At 58.3% G+C, this 18531-nt stretch carries 16 protein-coding genes; 9 read left to right on the top strand and 7 right to left on the bottom strand.

Annotated elements, in window-relative coordinates; genetic code table 11:
• The first annotated feature begins 11 nt into the window (after positions 1-11).
• Entirely contained in the window at positions 12-818 is an 807-nt protein-coding gene (pcaD, locus tag AC1RQB_RS08550; protein WP_063342714.1) for a 3-oxoadipate enol-lactonase, read from the top strand.
• A gap of 10 nt (positions 819-828) precedes the next feature.
• Complete coding sequence (gene pcaC, locus AC1RQB_RS08555; RefSeq protein ID WP_008005892.1) at positions 829-1221, top strand: 4-carboxymuconolactone decarboxylase; 393 nt, start codon at positions 829-831, stop codon at positions 1219-1221.
• 118 nt (positions 1222-1339) lie between these two features.
• On the opposite strand, the gene AC1RQB_RS08560 is transcribed toward pcaC, so the two are convergent.
• Positions 1340-2599: an OprD family porin gene (locus AC1RQB_RS08560; protein WP_063342715.1), complete on the bottom strand. Its 1260-nt coding sequence runs from the start codon at positions 2597-2599 to the stop codon at positions 1340-1342.
• Positions 2600-3215: 616 nt separating this feature from the next.
• Here AC1RQB_RS08560 and AC1RQB_RS08565 point away from each other — a divergent pair.
• The 4 genes from AC1RQB_RS08565 (at position 3216) to AC1RQB_RS08580 (ending at position 7215) form a co-directional block, all read left to right on the top strand.
• Positions 3216-3479, top strand: coding sequence for an Os1348 family RiPP precursor (locus tag AC1RQB_RS08565; RefSeq protein WP_019647907.1), 264 nt, complete (start codon positions 3216-3218; stop codon positions 3477-3479).
• Positions 3480-3590: 111 nt separating this feature from the next.
• Complete coding sequence (locus AC1RQB_RS08570) at positions 3591-4067, top strand: GNAT family N-acetyltransferase (RefSeq protein ID WP_063342716.1); 477 nt, start codon at positions 3591-3593, stop codon at positions 4065-4067.
• Between the two features lie 15 nt (positions 4068-4082).
• Entirely contained in the window at positions 4083-5243 is a 1161-nt protein-coding gene (locus tag AC1RQB_RS08575) for an aKG-HExxH-type peptide beta-hydroxylase (RefSeq protein ID WP_063342717.1), read from the top strand.
• A gap of 16 nt (positions 5244-5259) precedes the next feature.
• On the top strand, positions 5260-7215 hold the full coding sequence (locus tag AC1RQB_RS08580; RefSeq protein WP_063342718.1) for a multinuclear nonheme iron-dependent oxidase: 1956 nt from the start codon (positions 5260-5262) through the stop codon (positions 7213-7215).
• Positions 7216-7361: 146 nt separating this feature from the next.
• On the opposite strand, the gene emhC is transcribed toward AC1RQB_RS08580, so the two are convergent.
• From emhC to emhA, 3 genes are read right to left on the bottom strand one after another with little or no spacing between them, the layout of a single operon-like run.
• Positions 7362-8822: an efflux RND transporter outer membrane subunit EmhC gene (emhC, locus tag AC1RQB_RS08585; protein WP_063342719.1), complete on the bottom strand. Its 1461-nt coding sequence runs from the start codon at positions 8820-8822 to the stop codon at positions 7362-7364.
• Positions 8822-11983, bottom strand: coding sequence for an efflux RND transporter permease subunit EmhB (gene emhB, locus AC1RQB_RS08590; protein WP_063342720.1), 3162 nt, complete (start codon positions 11981-11983; stop codon positions 8822-8824). Before emhB ends, emhC begins: the two co-directional genes overlap by 1 nt.
• Before the next feature lie 3 nt (positions 11984-11986).
• Positions 11987-13144 (bottom strand): efflux RND transporter periplasmic adaptor subunit EmhA, encoded by a 1158-nt coding sequence (emhA, locus tag AC1RQB_RS08595; RefSeq protein WP_063342721.1) that lies wholly within the window; start codon positions 13142-13144, stop codon positions 11987-11989.
• 265 nt (positions 13145-13409) lie between these two features.
• On the opposite strand from emhA, the gene emhR reads away from it, so the two are divergent.
• Together emhR and AC1RQB_RS08605 are read left to right on the top strand one after the other, a co-directional pair.
• Positions 13410-14042 carry an efflux system transcriptional repressor EmhR gene (emhR, locus tag AC1RQB_RS08600; protein ID WP_063342722.1) on the top strand — a complete coding sequence of 211 codons (633 nt, stop codon included), beginning with the start codon at positions 13410-13412 and terminating at the stop codon, positions 14040-14042.
• A gap of 161 nt (positions 14043-14203) precedes the next feature.
• On the top strand, positions 14204-15088 hold the full coding sequence (locus AC1RQB_RS08605; protein WP_063342723.1) for a DMT family transporter: 885 nt from the start codon (positions 14204-14206) through the stop codon (positions 15086-15088).
• Positions 15089-15237: 149 nt separating this feature from the next.
• On the opposite strand, the gene AC1RQB_RS08610 is transcribed toward AC1RQB_RS08605, so the two are convergent.
• The 3 genes from AC1RQB_RS08610 to AC1RQB_RS08620 are packed head-to-tail and all read right to left on the bottom strand — an operon-like array spanning position 15238 to position 17799.
• Positions 15238-16287: an alkene reductase gene (locus tag AC1RQB_RS08610; protein WP_038979272.1), complete on the bottom strand. Its 1050-nt coding sequence runs from the start codon at positions 16285-16287 to the stop codon at positions 15238-15240.
• Between the two features lie 22 nt (positions 16288-16309).
• On the bottom strand, positions 16310-17476 hold the full coding sequence (locus AC1RQB_RS08615) for an MFS transporter (RefSeq protein ID WP_063342724.1): 1167 nt from the start codon (positions 17474-17476) through the stop codon (positions 16310-16312).
• Positions 17477-17478: 2 nt separating this feature from the next.
• Positions 17479-17799: an ArsR/SmtB family transcription factor gene (locus AC1RQB_RS08620; protein WP_007903797.1), complete on the bottom strand. Its 321-nt coding sequence runs from the start codon at positions 17797-17799 to the stop codon at positions 17479-17481.
• A 154-nt stretch (positions 17800-17953) separates the two neighbouring features.
• Here AC1RQB_RS08620 and AC1RQB_RS08625 point away from each other — a divergent pair, with 154 nt between their 5' ends.
• Positions 17954-18529: an acyl carrier protein phosphodiesterase gene (locus AC1RQB_RS08625; protein WP_063342725.1), complete on the top strand. Its 576-nt coding sequence runs from the start codon at positions 17954-17956 to the stop codon at positions 18527-18529.
• Positions 18530-18531 lie beyond the last annotated feature (2 nt).

An 18531-nucleotide genomic window follows, 5' to 3' on the forward strand; every position in this document is an offset into this window, starting at 1 on the left:
AGGAGACTGCCGTGGCATTCGTACAACTCGCCGAGGGCGAACTGCACTACCAAATTCAAGGGCCGCAACTCGATGGACCGGCGGATGCGCCGGTGTTGGTGCTGTCCAACTCACTGGGCACCGACCTGCACATGTGGGACGCGCAAATTCCTGCATTCACCGAGCATTTTCGCGTGCTGCGTTTCGATACCCGTGGTCACGGCCAATCGTTGGTGACGCCGGGGCCGTACAGCATCGAGCAACTGGGCCGCGACGTGCTGGCACTGCTGGATGCGCTGCACATCGAACGCGCGCATTTCTGTGGTTTGTCCATGGGCGGGTTGATCGGCCAATGGCTGGGGATCAATGCCAGTCAGCGATTGAACAAACTGATCGTGTGCAACACTGCAGCGAAAATCGGCGATCCGTCGGTGTGGAATCCACGGATCGAAACCGTGCTGCGTGACGGCTCGGCGGCGATGGTTGCCCTGCGTGATGCGTCGATTGCGCGCTGGTTCACTGCGGATTTTGCCGAGGCCAATCCGGCAGCGGTCAAGCGGATTACCGACATGCTCGCGGCGACTTCGCCTGAAGGTTACGCGGCCAATTGCGCGGCGGTACGTGATGCCGATTTCCGCGATCAGTTGTCGTCGATCAAGGTGCCGCTGCTGGTGATCGCCGGCACTGAAGATGCTGTGACGCCACCGTCCGGCGGGCATTTCATTCAGGAACATGTGCAAGGTGCCGAGTACGCCGAGTTCTACGCCGCGCACCTGTCCAACGTCCAGGCCGGCGCTGCATTCAGCGACCGAGTACTGGCGTTTTTGTCAGCTCATTGAGGGGATTGTTGTGGACGAGAAACAACGTTACGACGAGGGCCTGAACGTTCGCCGCGCAGTACTGGGCGACGCCCATGTCGACCGCAGCCTGAATGCGCTGACCGAGTTCAACTCGGAGTTCCAGGAGATGATCACCCGCCACGCCTGGGGCGACATCTGGACCCGCCCGGGCCTGCCGCGCCACACCCGTAGCCTGATCACCATCGCGATGCTGATCGGCATGAACCGCAACGAAGAACTCAAACTGCACCTGCGCGCCGCCGCCAACAACGGCGTGACCCGCGGCGAGATCAAGGAAGTGATCATGCAGAGTGCGATCTACTGCGGCATCCCTGCGGCCAATGCGACCTTCCACCTGGCTGAGTCGGTGTGGGATGAGTTGGGGGTTGAATCGCGGGAGTAACTGTCCACCACCCACCTGTGGGAGCGGGCTTGCTCGCGAAAGCGGTTTAACATTCAGCATTGATGCAAGCTGATGCACCGCTTTCGCGAGCAAGCCCGCTTCCACATTTGGTCTGTGTTTACAGCAGGCTGATCGGATAGCTGACGATCAACCGGTTCTCGTCGAACTCATTGTTGCTGAAGTCGCGGCGGATGGTCGAGTTGCGCCATTTGACGTTGAGGTCTTTGAGCGTACCGCTCTGCACGGTGTAGCCCAGTTCGCTTTCACGGCCCCATTCCTTGCCGTCGCTGGTGGTTGCAGTGTGGACGTTGTCGCCGCTGATGTAGCGGTTCATCAGGGTCAGGCCTGGCACGCCAAGGGCGGCGAAGTTGTAGTCGTGGCGCAATTGCCAGGATCTTTCCTTCGCATTGTCATAGCTGGCGTTGTAGCTGTCGTTGGCCAAGGTGCCGCCGCTGGTGCCGTTGACCCGCATCCAGGCACTGTCACCGGTGAGTTTTTGCAGGCCGACATAGAAGGTGTTGCCGCCATATTTGGCCGAGAACAGGCCCGACCAGGTTTTGTTGTCCAGCTCGCCGGCCCGGGCGCTGCCGTCATCCTTGCCGTAGAAGAACCCCAGATTGGCGCCCAGCGTCCAGTCGCCCAGCGGTTGGGTGTGGATCAGGTTGACGTATTGCTGGTTGTAGATGTCCTTGAGTTCAGCGTTCCACAGGCCGATCTGGGTGCGCTTGCCGTTGAAGGCATATTCACCGCCCTGAAAGTTGAAGCGGTCTGAGGTGAACGCCGCTTTGCCGGTCATCGACATGTCATTCATGCTGCTGTCATCACGCGGGCTATTGGCGCGGAACTGGCCGCCGTAGAGCGTCAGGCCGTCGATTTCCTTCGAGGTGATCTGGCCGCCACGGAAGGTTTGCGGCAACGAGCGACCGTCGTCCGAACGCAGGATCGGCAGCACCGGCATCCACTCGCCGACCTTCACTTCGGTCTGGGACAGCTTGGCCTTGAACGCCACGTTGGTTCGACCGAAATTGTCTGCCGGACGACCATCGTGATCCAGCGGCAACAACTGCGTACCGCCGGTACCTTTGCCGCCGTCGAGCTTGACCGAGTACAAGCCCAGCACGTCCATGCCAAACCCGACGGTGCCTTGGGTGAACCCGGACTTGGCGTCGAGGATGAAGCTTTGCGTCCACTCTTCAGCCTTGCCCTGGCTTTTGGTCGGGTTGGTGAAGTTACGGTTGATGTAGAAATTGCGCAGGTTCAGGTTGACCTTGGCGCCTTCGACAAAACCGGCTTCCTCGGCCATGGCGGGCAGGGCCGCACCGGCCAGTGCGATGGCGATCAGGCTGGGAAAGAAATACTGCGTGGTGGAAGGCGTCATGGGCTTGGGTCTCTCTAATTGTAAGGAGTGAAGCAGTACACAGCCGCAACCAGGTGTTGCAGACAAAAATTCGAATACGGATAGGGCGCGGGCGAGATCAGCCGGAGCGGGTAGGGCGAGTCGTCATGGGGTCGGACCTGTTGTTATTGGTTTATGCAGGTGCGGGCAATGGTGCGAGGGATGGGCGGGGCGATTCAATTGGCTGAATGGGGTTTTGGGCGATTAACGAACACTTATCGATGCCTGCCGGTTCACGGATGACACAAGGCATTCTTAATTAAATCCAATGGTTATACGGTTCAATGATGGTTTTCGTTTGTGTGTTCTATTAATGACGCTTTGTTATTGGTTGATATTAGATGGAAGTATTTATTGCTTTAGTTGTAAGAGATTTCCTGTAGCGTTTACGGTCATTAAAGGTGTGTCGATAAACGCCAGTTAAACTTGAAAAATTGGTGTTGTCGCTTATCGTGAAAAGATTTAAAGAGAGCCATGGGCATGGCTGGAAAAGAAAAGAGGTCTTGCTATATTCAAAGTCCTCAGGCGGGAAAAAGACACTCTCGCGCTTTGTCAGAGGAATATTTTTCGTCATGCCGAAGTAATAAGGAGAAGTACCATGGGTAATAAAGTCAATCAGGAACGTTTGGCCTCGGTTCTGGGACGAGCCGTGCTGGACGAAAAATTTGCCAGCGCCTTACACAGTGATCCGGCAGGGGCGGCTAAAAATATTGGCGTGCACTTAAGTACTGACGAGATCGCAGCGGTTAAAGGTATTGATGCTGCAAAACTGACGGCAGCTTCCTCCAGCATCCGGAACAACCTGGGGATACGCGCGGTATTTGATACACAGAACCAGCAGCAACAAGCGCGCATGGATTAACGGTGGGTGATGCCATTTGGCGTGCCACGAACGGTGGGCTTTCACGGTGGTACGCCGAATGGCCTTATTAGACTCATGACCTGACGCGCACGGGCACGGAGTGAATGGCTCATGTCTGTCACCTTGGCTCCAATGAATGACGCGGACTTTGTTACGTTCGCCGAAAGAGCCGTTGCCGAGTATGGCGACGGGATGGTCGCCGCGGGCGAGTGGGGGCGGGAGCAAGCGTCGCAAAAGGCACGAAGTGTCTTCGAGCAATTGTTGCCGCAAGGGCGACTGACTGAAAAAAATCAACTCTGGGTGATCAAGGATCAAGCGCGTCGTGTCGGTGAGTTATGGATCGCCGAACGAAATGCCGGTGTCGGGAAGATCGCCTTCATTCTGGATATTTACATTGACCCTGGCGAGCGCCGCCAGGGTTATGCAAAACAATCGCTGCTGGCCCTCGAGTCATGGGCGCGCCAGGCGGGATGCGAGGAAGTTCGACTCCATGTTTTTGGTCGCAACAATGCGGCTCGTCGTCTCTATGAACAGTTAGGTTATGGCATTGCCAGTCTGACGATGGCGAAGCCATTGCCGCCAGCCTAAGGGAAGGTTGAGGAAATGGATATTGGGAGCAGTGGTCAACGTGAATTATCCGTTGACGATTTATTTCAGGGCACGACATTTTTACCGGATTCGGAGCCCTCACGATTTGAAGTGCTGCTGGAGCAAGTCAGTCGAAACCGCTACACATGCTTTGCAGCGTTGTACACCGAACTATTTCAACTATTCCCCCGCGCTCCGCATTTGGCGGAGTTTTTTGAGCAGGCCTTTAATCTTATAGTGCCGCCAACCCGAGAACAGCGTTTGATTATTAATGATCCGGTGTTTCAAATATGGAACTTGCTGGCTTCTCATCACACCAATCTGGTTATAACAAAAAAGGCGGCGGATACCCATGAGTTAGAGAAGATGCTCATTGAGTTTCCAGAAATGCTGGCGCGTGTGAAAGCAACGGACACTGCTCGTCCGAACGACTATTGCCCGCCTGTGTATCGGTTTAATGTCGATCCGCTGGTGGCGATAGCCGCTCCGCCCAGTTATGAGTTTCCGGAAGATGAAGCTACCCGCAAGCAGTTGGAACATGGCGGTTATTCCGTAAACTTTTTTCGCGATGTGGTGAATATTGCCTTGTTGCGCATAGAACACACCTGGCCCGCCTGCCACGAACAATTTAAAAAGCTGGTCAAGTCTATTTGTTATTTGCCCGATGGTTCGTTTCGAAGCTGCTCGGCGTCCCGCTTTACCGGGATTATCCTCATATCGAGCCGCGATGATTCGATACTTGATCTGGAAGAGTCTCTGGTGCATGAGGCCACTCATCAATTGCTCTATAACATTGTAGAAGTGTGTCCGGTGCTCAACGAAGAGGCTTCGCGGGAGGCGGTGTGTACGTTGCCGTGGTCGGGGCAGAAACGTGATCTGTATGGCTATTTCCATGCGTTTTTCGTGTACATCGCGTTGGTCAAATACATGGGGCGGGTTCGTTCGCGCTCATCTCGCGAACTGCTACGGGCGCAAAAACGTTTAGTGTTCATCCTGCAAGGCTTGATCAAGGCTTTGCCGGATTTCGAAGCCAGCGCCGATTTCACACCCCAAGGACGTCAGCTTCTGGAAAACCTGATTAAAGAGGTCAGAACACTGGAAAACCAGTATGCCGGGCTGTTAGCGATATCGGGAGCCCAGGTTGAGCGACAACGCTTGCTGGGCATGACCGGTTGATGCCAGGGAGGCTCATATGGGGATGTTTGATGCCTCGCAATATCCCGAGGCCGGAGTAGGGCTGGAATACCATTTGCCACGGCACAGTCTTCAGGATGACCTGCCGGAGAATAGACTCGACCGCACCGTCGAACGGATTCTCACTGAGGGCTTGCCGCATTTCGATTACGTCGAGTTTCAGCCGACACACTGCATCCTGGAACCTCGTTTGCTTGAGGTCAGTGCCCGAGTGCCGAGCTTGCTGCATTCATCCAGTTTGTCCCTGGGCAGCGTGGGTATCGCGATGGATCGCGAATTTCTGCACATGACGCGGCGACTGTGCGACAAAACCCGCTCGCCTTGGCTGGCCGAGCATATTTCCTGGTCGCGTTTCCACGGTGGCGACACTCAGCACTTCATTTTGCCGACCCTGGCCCAAGAGGTGGCTGACACGGTGGTGGCCAATGCCATTGAATTGCAGGAACTCACGGCAACACCGCTGGTGCTTGAAAACGCACCGCGATTGTTTGCATTGCCCGGTGCGCAAGAGCAGCCCGAAGGCGAGTTCATTTGCAGCGTGGTGGAGCGCAGCGGCTCGGGTTTTCTGCTGGACCTCGACAGCGCAATCACGACTGCCAGAACCCAGGGTTATGATCTGAACGACTATTTGCGTTCGTTGCCGCTGGACCGGTTGATTGAAATTCACACCGGCCATCCGCGGCGGGATTGGGACATCTTGTGTCATTTGTTTGCATCATCCCCGGTGAAAGCGATCACCCTTGAGTGGGATATTTCCCGCAAAACCGATGACGCAGAGCTGTTGACATTGATCAAGGCGATCAAATCCTTGAGACCCAAGGCGCTGTTCTGGCAGGGGCGCGAACAACAGACCGCGCAAGAAACGCCCTCGGCGGGCGCGCAGACCCTGTTGAAACTCAGGGAAAGTACCTGGCTGAGCATCGGCTCGGCGTCGTTTTTTATCCGGGATCGGCAGCAGGACCTGAGCCTGGAATTTTGCGTCACGCTTCTGCCGTTACTGCGCCACTTCCTGAGTCCCCAGACGCTGGAAAGTGCCTTGTTGCTACCGGATGTTCTGCAGAGCCCCGCACAGGACGACAACCTGGCGTTCCTGAGGACGCTGGTCAGCCACGGTGTTTTGCTGCCTGCTACGAATCAATCGCCGATTGCCCCGTCTCTCAACCTTTGGACTCACTGGGACGCGGCGCTGGAGTTTTACCTGAGTACCCGGACCGGTTCGCACACGCCCTACATCAGCGTCGTCGAGCTGGAAACCGAGCTTGAGCAGAAGGCCTCGGCACGACGCCAGCCCTCGGCATTCAAGGACTATTGGTCCCATCCGTTCATTGCCCTGGAAAACCCGCTGTTGCTGCCGTCGTGCACGATCGCTCAGCCGGCGTTGCTGGACTCACTGTGCAATCGCCGCACGTCGCGAACCTTCAGTGACCGGCCGTTGAGTTCGGCGCAGCTGTCGCTGTTGCTCTACTACACCTGGGGTGCGACCGTCATGGAAACGAACCACATGGGCGACTACTTCCTGAAGAAAACCTCGCCAGCCGGTGGTTCGCTTCAGGGCACCGAGGTGTATGCGGTGCTGATGAATGTGCAAGGTTTCGAGCGGGGCCTTTACCATTATTCGGTACGCCGTCACGGGCTTGAATTGTTATCTCTGGAAGATCCACGAACCTGGATCAACGAAGCCTGTGGCGGGCAGCCATGGATCGAGGATGCGGCGGCGGTGTTCGTTTCTACTGCGCGGGTCGAGCGGATGGCCTGGAAATACGAATTCAGCCGCGCACTGCGGGTGGCGCTGATGGATGCCGGGCATCTGAGTCAGACCTTTTCACTGCTGGCCACCGCCCTGGAGTTGGGCTGTTTCACCACGGCGGCATTGCGCGATGAAATGTTCGAAAACCGCTTAGGGCTCGATTATCTGGAGGAGCCGGTGTTTCTGGTCAATGGTGTTGGCGGATGAATCTGTGGGGGCGTGGCTTGCCCGCGAAGAACGATGACGCGTAATACCTGAAAAAACGCGGTGCATTCTTCTCGGGCAATGCATTGTCTTTTTCGTGCTCAACAAAAAGCCCACCAATCGGTGGGCTTCGTGTTTTTACCGCGCTATCAGAACAACTTCATCTTCGGCGCTTCTTCTTTCAACGGCTCGTTCTTCGCCGTCTGTTCATTCCAGCCACCACCCAATGCCTTGTACAGATTGACCGCGCTGGTCAGCTGCGCCAGACGGTCGGTGATCAGCGCTTGTTGGGCGCTGAACAACTGGCGCTGGGCGTCGAGGAAGGTCAGGTTGCTGTCGACACCGATGCGGTAGCGACGCTCGGCCAGACGGTAGTAGTCCTGGTTGGCGCTGACGAAATCACGCTGAGCCTGCAACTGCTCGGTGTAGGTCTGGCGTGCAGCCAGGCCATCGGCGACTTCCTGGAAGGCCGTTTGAATGGACTTCTCGTAGTTCGCCACGCCGATGTCTTTCTGGATCTTGGAGTAATCCAGACTGGCGCGCAGGGAGCCGGCGTTGAAGATCGGCAAGTTGATCTGCGGCTGGAACAACCAGGTGCCCGAACCGCCCTTGAACAGACCGGACAGATCCGGGCTCAGGGAGCCGGCATTGGCGGTCAGGCTGATGCTCGGGAAGAACGCAGCCCGTGCCGCGCCGATGTTGGCGTTGGCAGCTTTGAGGTTGTACTCGGCCTGAAGGATGTCCGGACGACGTTGCAGCAAGTCCGACGGCAGGCCGGCCGGCACTTCGCTCAGCACGTCGTCCGACAGTGGCTTGGCCGCTTGCAGATTGGCCGGAATACCGGTGCCGAGCAGCAGCACCAGGCTGTTTTCATCCTGGGCGACCTGACGGGTGTATTTGGCCAGTTGCGCACGGGCGTTTTCCACCGAGGTACGCGACTGGGCCAGATCCAGCGCCGAGGCTACACCCACTTCGTTGCTGCGCGAGGTGAGCTTGTAGCTCTCCTCGAAGGCGCCGAGGGTTTCCTGGGTCAGTTTCAGCAGCTCTTTATCAGCCTGCCAGGTCAGATAGGCATTGGCCACACTGGCCACCAGGCTGATCTGCGTGCTGCGGCGTGCTTCTTCAGTGGCGAAGTATTTCTGCAGGGCTTCTTCGCTCAGGCTGCGAACCCGACCGAACAGGTCGAGTTCATAAGCGCTGATGCCGACGGTGGCCGAGTAGGAACTGGAGATGGCTGCTTCACCGGTTTGCGAGGCCCGTGCCGGGACTCGCTGACGGCTGCCGCTGCCGGTGGCCGAAACCGCCGGGAACAGATCGGCACGCTGAATGCGGTATTGAGCCGCATAAGCGTCGATGTTCAGCGCCGCGACGCGCAGGTCACGGTTGTTCTCCAGCGCGGTCTGAATCAGCTGTTGCAGCGCCGGGTCGTGGAAAAACTGCTTCCAGCCTTGTTCAGCGGCGGCCTGGTTGGGCGCCTGGGCCGGCGAATACGCCGGGCCTTGCGGGTATTGGCCCGCCACCGGAGCTTCAGGCTGCTGATAATCGGGTATCAGCGAGCAGCCGCTCAGCACGAAGGCGGCGACTGCGATGGAGAGTAGCGACTTGCTCATTAGCCAGCCTCTTTAGATGGTTCAATGGCGTCATCCTGGTCGGCGACTTTGCGCTGGCCCATGGACGACACGGTGACAAAGAACAAGGGGACCCAGAAGATCGCCAGCACAGTGGCTGTGATCATACCGCCAATCACCCCGGTACCGATCGCATGCTGGCTACCCGAACCTGCGCCCGTGGAAATGGCCAGCGGAACCACACCGAGCACGAACGCGAGCGAGGTCATGATGATCGGTCGCAGACGCATCCGGCAGGCTTCGATCGCGGCATCGCGCAAGCTACGTCCTTGCTCATGCAGTTCCTTGGCGAACTCGACGATCAGAATGGCGTTTTTCGCTGCCAGGCCGATCGTGGTCAACAGCCCCACCTGGAAGTACACGTCGTTGGACAGGCCACGCATGCTGGTCGCCATCAGCGCACCGATAATCCCCAGCGGTACCACCAGCATCACCGCGATCGGGATCGACCAGCTTTCATACAGCGCCGCCAGACACAGGAACACCATCAGCAGCGACAAGGCGTACAACGCTGGCGCTTGCGAGCCGGACAGACGTTCCTCGTACGACAGGCCCGTCCAGGAAATACCGACACCGGCCGGCAGTTTCTTGGCCAGGGCTTCGACTTCGGCCATCGCTTCACCAGTGGAATGGCCTGGCGCCGGGGCACCGAGGATTTCCATCGCTTCTACGCCGTTGTAACGGGCCAGTTTCGGCGAACCGTAGATCCACTCACCCTTGGCGAACGACGAGAACGGAACCATGGTGCCGGCGCTGTTGCGCACGTACCACTTCTTCAGGTCCTCAGGGCTCATGCGAGCGCCAGGCAGGCCTTGTATGTAAACCTTCTTCACTCGACCGCGGTCGATGAAGTCGTTCACATAGCTACTGCCCAGGGCAATCGACAGGGTGTTGTTGATGTCGGTGAGGGTCACGCCCAGGGCGCTGGCCTTCTCATCGTCGATTTCCAGCTGGTATTGCGGCTCGTCGTTCAGGCCGTTAGGACGGACTTGCGACAGGACCTTGCTTTGCGCCGCCATGCCGAGGAACTGGTTACGGGCTTCCATCAGCTTTTCGTGACCGATACCGGCGCGGTCCTGAAGGAACACGTCGAAACCGGTGGCGTTACCCAGTTCCAGTACCGCCGGTGGTGCGAAGGCAAACACCATGGCGTCGCGGAAGGTAAAGAAGTGCTGTTGGGCACGGGCCGCGAGTTTGAACACGCTGTTGTCGGCGTTACGTTCTTCCCACGGTTTGAGCATGATGAACGCCATACCCGAACTCTGGCCACGGCCGGCGAAGTTGAAGCCGGTCACGGTAAACACCGAGGCTACCGCATCGCCTTCACCGCCCTCCGAGCTCGGACGCAGCAGGAATTCGCGCATTTCGTCCACGACCACTTGCGTGCGCTGGGAGCTGGAACCTGCCGGTGTCTGCACTTGAGCAAACAGTACGCCCTGGTCTTCTTCGGGCAGGAACGCCGTTGGAATACGGGTGAACAGCCAGATCATGCCGACCACAATGATCAGGTACGCCAGCAGGTAGGGAGCCTTGTGCGTGAGTATATTGCCCACGCCGCGCTCGTAGCTTTTGACGCCACGGTCGAAGCTGCGGTTGAACCAGCCGAAGAAGCCGCGTTTCGGCGTCCCGTGCTCGCCTTTCGGAATCGCCTTGAGCATGGTCGCGCAGAGCGCTGGAGTGAAGATCAATGCCACCAATACCGACAAGGCCATGGCCGAAACGATGGTGATCGAGAACTGCTTGTAGATCACACCGGTGGAACCACTGAAGAACGCCATCGGCAGCAGTACCGCCGACAGCACCAGGGCGATACCGACCAGGGCACCCTGGATCTGCCCCATGGATTTCTTCGTGGCCTCCTTGGGTGACAGGCCTTCTTCGCTCATGACCCGTTCGACGTTTTCCACCACGACGATGGCATCGTCCACCAGCAAGCCGATGGCCAATACCATGCCGAACATGGTCAGGGTGTTGATGCTGAAGCCGAACGCCGCGAGGATCCCGAACGTACCCAGCAATACCACTGGCACGGTCATCGTGGTGATGACGGTGGCGCGGAAGTTTTGCAGGAACAGGAACATCACCAGGAACACCAGCACGATCGCTTCGACCAGGGTTTCAACCACGCCCTTGATCGACTCGGTCACCACCGGGGTAGTGTCGTACGGGAACACCACTTCCATCCCTTCCGGGAAGAAAGGCTTGAGGGTGTCGATGGTATTACGCAGGGCTTTTGCGGTGTCGAGGGCGTTGGCGCCGTTGGCCAGTTTCACCGCCAGGCCGGAGGCCGGGGCGCCGTTGAACTGGGCGCTGATCGAGTAGTTTTCGCCACCCAGACCGACTTCCGCAACGTCGCCGACACGCACTTGCGAGCCGTCCTTGTTGACCTTCAGCAGAATCGCCTTGAACTGCTCGGCGGTCTGCAGACGGGTCTTGCCGATGATCGTCGCGTTCAGCTGCTGGCCGGGCAGGGCAGGCAAGCCGCCGAGTTGACCGGACGAGACCTGGACGTTCTGCGCCGCGATGGCGGTTTTCACGTCCACCGGGGTCAGGTTGTAGTTGTTCAACTTGGCCGGGTCCAGCCAGATCCGCATCGCGTACTGGGCACCGAAGACCTGAAAGTCACCGACACCGGCGGTGCGCGAAATCGGGTCCTGCATGTTCGACACGATGTAGTTGGACAGGTCGTCCTTGGTCATGCTGCCGTCGCGCGATACCACGCCGATGACCATCAGGAAGTTTTTCACCGACTTGGTCACGCGGATGCCCTGTTGCTGGACTTCTTGCGGCAGCAGCGGGGTGGCCAGGTTCAGCTTGTTCTGGACCTGAACCTGCGCGGTATCGGAGTTGGTGCCCTGCTCGAAGGTCGCGGTAATGGTCATGTTGCCGTCGGAGTTACTTTCCGAGGAGACATAACGCAGGTTATCGATACCGTTGAGCTGTTGCTCGATCACTTGCACCACGGTGTCCTGCACGGTTTGTGCAGACGCGCCCGGGTAGGTCACCGAGATCGCAATAGCTGGAGGCGCAATGCTCGGGTATTGGTTGATCGGCAGTTTGAGAATCGATAGAGCCCCGACCAGCATAATCACCAGGGCAATTACCCAGGCGAAAATCGGACGGTCGATAAAAAATTTCGACATGGTTTACTCCCCTTTGCCGCCGGCAGCAGTATTAGCTGCCTGTGCGGTGGCCGGGCTCTTTGCGCCAACGTTAGTGGCTTCAGTGGCTTTCACTTCAACGCCAGGTCTGACGAATTGCAGCCCTTCGGTGATCACGCGATCGCCGGCCTTCAGCCCGTCTTCAATCAGCCATTGGTTACCGACAGTGCGGCTGGCCTTGAGCTGACGCAGTTCGACCTTGTTGTCCGGACCGACGACCAGCGCGGTCGGAGAGCCTTTGAGGTCGCGGGTCACGCCTTGTTGCGGGGCCAGAATCGCCGCGCTGTCCACACCAGCCTGCAACTGAGCGTGAACGAACATGCCCGGCAGCAGGGTGTGATCAGGGTTCGGGAACACGGCACGCAGGGTTACGGAACCGGTGGTCTGGTCAACCGACACTTCGGAGAACTCGAGCTTGCCGTCCAGCTTGTACTGGCTGCCGTCTTCGAGCGTCAGCTTGACCGCGGCGGCATTATCGCCGGCCTTTTGCAGACGACCGCTTTCCAGTTCGCGACGCAGCTCAAGCAGCTCCACCGAAGACTGGGTGACGTCGACGTAGATCGGGTCCAGTTGCTGAATGACAGCCATGGCGTCGGTTTGGCCATTGCTGACCAGCGCGCCTTCAGTCACCGACGAACGGCCGATGCGACCGGAGATCGGTGCGTAAACCTTGGTGTAGCGCACGTTGATCTGGGCGCTTTGCAGGGACGCTTCCGATTGCAGGCGGTTGGCCTGCGCGGTGTCGTATTCCTGACGGCTGACAGCCTGTTCATCGACCAGTTGCTTGTAGCGGTCGGAGATCGACTTGGTCGAACGCAGGTTGGCTTCGGCGCTTTTCAGGGTCGCGTCATAGACCGATGGGTCGATCTGATAAAGCTGCTGACCGGCCTTGACGTCGCCGCCTTCCTTGAACAGTCGCTTGAGAATGATGCCGTTGACCTGTGGGCGAACTTCGGCGATGCGGAATGCACTGGTGCGCCCCGGAAGTTCGGACGTCAGGGTGAAGGCTTGAGGGTGCAGGGTTACGACGCCGACCTGAGGGGTTGGTGCGGCAGGTGCCGCCTCTTCCTTTTTACATCCGCTGAGCAGCGATGCCAGGGCGACGGCAGTAACCAGAGCGGTAACAGCTGGCTTGAATTGCATGAAGATCCTCGGGTCAGGCGCGCAATTGCGCACAAGAAATGTGGAAGGTTAAAAAATTTTTGCCGGGTGGATAAGTAGCTTGCTAAGGAATATACTTACGTTCATGGTTGTTTGTAAAGGCCTTGGCGATGTATCCACACGGTTACAAAAGCCATCCAAAGGTTTGAATTGTAGGCCGCAGACGAAGCCCGAGAGCGCTCGCCCCACTTTTCTTCAGCTGATATTCAGACATCGCTGAAGCACCCCTGATTGAGGTTTTACTGCCATGGTCCGTCGTACCAAAGAGGAAGCTCAAGAAACCCGAAGCCAGATACTCGAAGCGGCAGAAAAAGCCTTTTACGAGCGCGGCGTGGCCCGCACGACGCTGGCCGATATCGCGACCCTGGCCGGCGTGACTCGCGGGGCCATCTACTGGCATTTCAGTAATAAGGCGGATCTGGTGCAGGCGATGCTCGATACCTTGCATGAGCCGCTGGATGAAATGGCCAAGGCCAGTGAAAGCGAAGATGAACTCGATCCGCTGGGCTGCATGCGCAAGCTGCTGATTCATTTGTTTCATCAAGTTGCCCTGGACCCGAAAACCCGACGCATCAATGAGATTCTGTTTCATAAGTGCGAATTCACTGATGAAATGTGCGACCTGCGCCAGCAGCGCCGAACGGTCAGTCTCGATTGCAATGTGCGAATCGCTCTGGCCCTGAGTAATGCGGTGAATCGCGGGCAGTTGCCGGAAGACCTCGATACGGCCCGCGCGGCCATCAGTCTGCATGCGTACGTCGATGGCATTCTGTATCAGTGGCTGTTGGCTCCCGACAGCTTTCAACTGCACACCGAAGCCGCGCGCTGTGTCGATACAGCGTTGGATATGCTGCGCTTGAGTCCCAGCCTGCGCAAATGAAACAAAATGCGTAATTGGATCCATTTGTGTCAAGACTTGAAGCGGGGAATGTCCCTGCTTCACTCGCCTTTCTGTAATGGGGTGCTTTTATATACGTACGTTTGCCAGGTTGATAGGTAGCGAGCTACGTATTTTGTAGGGATTTTGTGTCGAGTGTGTGAATGAATGTTAACCACCCGGGCTACAAGGGCGCCGAGCAGCCGATAAAGGGTATCGCGCTGATCTGCCTGGCGGTTTTGTTGTTCGCCAGTCACGACACTTTGTCCAAGTACCTGTCCGGGTTCTATCCGATCGTGATGGTGGTTTGGGCACGCTACGTGGTGCACACCTTGTTGATGCTGGTGATTTTCGTGCCACGCAGTGGTTTCTCGGTGGTGGTGCGCACCAAGCGTCCGGGTTTGCAGTTATTACGCGCCCTGTGCCTGATTGGCACCAGCCTGTTTTTCACTACCGGTCTGCGTTACATCCCCTTGGCTGAAGCCACAGCCGTCACTTTTCTTGCGCCTTTATTAGTGACCGCGTTGTCCGTACCGTTGCTGCATGAGCGGGTAACCCGCAATCAGTGGCTGGCGGTGCTGGGTGGATTTGTCGGCGTGTTGATCGTCGTGCGGCCCGGTGGTGCGCTGTTCACCCCGGCGATCTTGCTGCCACTGTGCTCGGCCTTGTGTTTTGGCTTCTATCAATTGCTCACCCGCCTGCTCAGCGGTATCGACAGCCCGACCACCAGCAACTTTCTCACCGGCATTCTCAACAGCCTGATCATGACTGCGTTGTTGCCGTTTTTCTGGAGCACGCCAACGTTGCTGCACGGCCTGTTCATGATCGGACTGGGCACTTGCGGCATGTTCGGTCACATGTTGTTGACCCAGGCCTTCCGCCATGCAGCGCCGGCGATGTTGGCACCGTTCAGTTATGGGCAGATCCTGTTTGCGGGAATGTACGGGTATTTGATCTTCGACCATACCCCGGACAGCTTCGGTGTGATCGGGATCACGGTGATTTGCCTCAGCGGTCTTGCGGTCGCCTGGGGACAGCGCAAGCGCTGACTAGATCGCAGCCTTCGGCAACTCCTGCATTTGAATGGCGTACACCCTGTAGGAGCTGCCGAAGGCTGCGATCTTTTGATCTTCTATATGCAAAATGCAAAAGCCCCGGCTCTTTCGAGTCGGGGCTTTTGCATTTCAACGGCGGATGTTTACAGCGCCGGGTAGTCGATGTAACCGACCGGACCCTTCGCATAGAACAGTTCCGGACGTGCTTCATTCAACGGCGCATCGGCCTTCAAACGTGCCGGCAGGTCTGGGTTGGCGATAAACGGTACACCGAATGCCACTGCGTCAGCCTTGCCACTGGCGAGCCATTCGTTGGCGCTGTCCTTGGTGAAGCGTTCGTTGGCGATGTACGGGCCGCCGAAGGCTTCTTTCAGTTGTGGGCCGAGGCTGTCACCAGCTTCTTTCTCGCGCGAGCAAATGAAGGCGATGCCACGCTTGCCCAGTTCGCGAGCGACATAGGTGAAGGTCTCGGACAGGTTGTCGTCGCCCATGTCATGGAGATCGGCACGGGGTGACAGGTGCACACCCACGCGGCCCGCGCCCCAGATTTCGATGGCGGCATCGGTCACTTCCAGCAACAGACGCGCACGGTTTTCCAGGGAGCCGCCATAGTTGTCGGTGCGCTGGTTGGTGCTGCTTTGCAGGAACTGGTCGAGCAGGTAACCGTTGGCGCCGTGGATTTCCACACCGTCGAAACCGGCAGCCTTGGCGTTCTCGGCACCCACGCGGTAAGCGTCGATGATGTCGGCGATTTCAGCGGTTTCCAGGGCACGCGGGGTTGGGAAGTCGGCCAATGGACGCACCAGGCTGACATGACCCTTAGGCTGGATGGCACTCGGCGCGACCGGTGCTTCGCCGTTCAGGTACAAGGGGTGGGAAATCCGGCCCACGTGCCACAGTTGCAGGAAGATTTTGCCGCCCGCGCCGTGGATTGCTTTGGTCACGTTGCTCCAGCCGCGCACCTGGTCGTTGGACCAGATACCGGGAGTGTCCGGGTAGCCCACGCCTATCGGTGTCACCGAAGTCGCTTCGCTGAGGATCAGACCGGCAGAGGCGCGTTGTACGTAGTACTCGGCCATCAGCGCATTCGGCACACGGCCTTCGTCGGCGCGGCAGCGGGTCAGCGGCGCCATGATGATGCGGTTGGCCAACTCGAGGTCGCCCAGTTTGATCGGATCAAAAATAGTCGTCATTTAATACAACCCTCGTTAAAGATCAGTTAGTAACAGGGGCCAGTTCGGCATCGCCGCTCTGACGGAAAGTAATCAGGGTCACCAGCAGGGCGAGTACCGCCAGTGCGGCTGCCGCGAGTGGCACGCGGGTGAGACCGAAGCCATGGGCGATGACGCTGCCGCCGACCCAGGCACCGAGTGCGTTGCCGACGTTGAAAGCGCCGATGTTCAGGGTCGATACCAGGTTCGGTGCCGCCTTGCCGTAGGTCACAACATTCACTTGCAGCGCGGGTACGGCGGCGAAGCACGCGGTGGCCCACAGGAACAGGGTGATTTCGGTCGGAATCACGGCAATGCTGGTCCAGGTCAGCACGGTGGACACGACCGCCATGGTGATGAACACACCGATCAGCGTCGCGGCCAGGCTTTTGTCAGCCAACTTGCCGCCGATGATGTTGCCGACCGTCAGGCCCAGACCGATGAGCATCAAGGTCCAGGTCACGCCGCGTGGCGAGACTCCGGTGACCTCGCCCAACAGCGGGGCGACATAGGTGAACAAGGTGAAGACCGAGGCAGCGAATAGCGCAGTCATGCTCAGGGACAGCCAGATGCCGGCGCCTTTGAGGGCGCGCAGTTCGGCGCGCATGTCGAGTTTCTCTTCATCGCGCTTGGCCGGCAGGAAGCGGATCAGGCCGATCAGTGCAATCACACCGATCACGGTCACCGCCCAGAAGGTCGAACGCCAGCCGGCTTCCTGACCGAGCGCGGTGCCCAGCGGCACGCCGAGAACGTTGGCCAGAGTCAGGCCGGTGAACATCAGGGCCACGGCCGATGCACGTTTGTTGGCCGGCACCAGACCTGCCGCCACCACCGAACCGATGCCGAAGAAGGCGCCGTGACAGAGCGCGGTGACCACACGGGCAAACATCAAAACGTTGTAGTCACTGGCCAGGGCGCAGAGCAGATTGCCGATGATGAAGATGCCCATCAACGCTACCAATGCGGCCTTGCGCGGCAGCCTGGCGGTGGCCAGTGCCATGAACGGTGCGCCGATGGCCACGCCCAGGGCGTAACCGGTCACCAGCCAGCCGGCGCCGGGAATCGACACACCGAGATCGGCCGCCACCTCGGGCAACAGGCCCATGATGACGAACTCGGTGGTGCCGATGGCGAAGGCGCTCAAAGCCAGAATGAGTAGCGAGAGAGGCATTGTCAGTTCCTTGTCGGAGCGCGGAGCTCCTTGTCGATGGCGTCGAGGAACGCCTGAATCACGTCCTCGTTGCGTTTGAAAAAGTGCCATTGACCGGCTTTCTGGCTGCTGATCAGTCCCGCCCGTTGCAAGGTCGCCAAATGGGCGGACACGGTCGACTGCGACAGGCCGCAGCGTTGATCGATCTGTCCGGCGCAAATGCCGTACTCATGGTTGTGGAGCTGTTCCGGGAACTGGACCTTGGGGTCTTTCAGCCAGATGAGGATGTCTCGGCGTACTGGGTGTGCCAGCGCTTTTATTATTTCGTCGAGGTCGATGGTCATGGTTTGGGCTCGTGATGAGTAAAACGCTATATCGCGATGAGGCGAACTTTAAATCGGTACTTCGCGATATACCAATATGATTTTGGTCTGATGACCGCATGAATCGGTATATCGGGTTATAACGATATGGATGGCGCAGTGCTAAGCTGCGCGCATGAACTATCTCGCACATCTGCACCTCGGTGGCCAGCGTCCCGGTCAAATGCTCGGCAGTCTGTATGGCGATTTCGTCAAAGGAAGGCTGCAAGGGCAGTTCGATCCGGAGATCGAAGCGGCCATTCAGTTGCACCGCAGCATCGACGTGTTTACCGACCGCCATCCGTTGGTGGACATCGCCCTGTCGCGGTTTTCCATCACGCGCCGGCGTTACGCCGGGATTGTGCTCGATGTGTTTTTCGACCACTGCCTGGCGCGGGACTGGACGCTTTATGCAGATCAGCCGCTTGAGCAGTTCACCGCGCACGTTTATCGGGTGCTGTCCGCCGAACCGCAGCTGCCGGAGCGCCTGGCGCGGATTGCACCGCACATGGTCGCCAATGATTGGCTGGGTTCATATCAGGAATTCGAAGTGCTTGAGCAGGTGCTGCGGGGGATTTCGCGCAGGTTGACCCGGCCGGAGGAGTTGGCGGGGGCGATGCAGGAATTGCGGCGGTTGTATGAACCGTTGAGCGAGGATTTCCGGTTGTTCTATCCCCAGTTGCAGGCATTCGCTGCGACACCGCGAATCTAATG

The organism is Pseudomonas sp. GW822-FHT02E03, assembly GCF_058802325.1.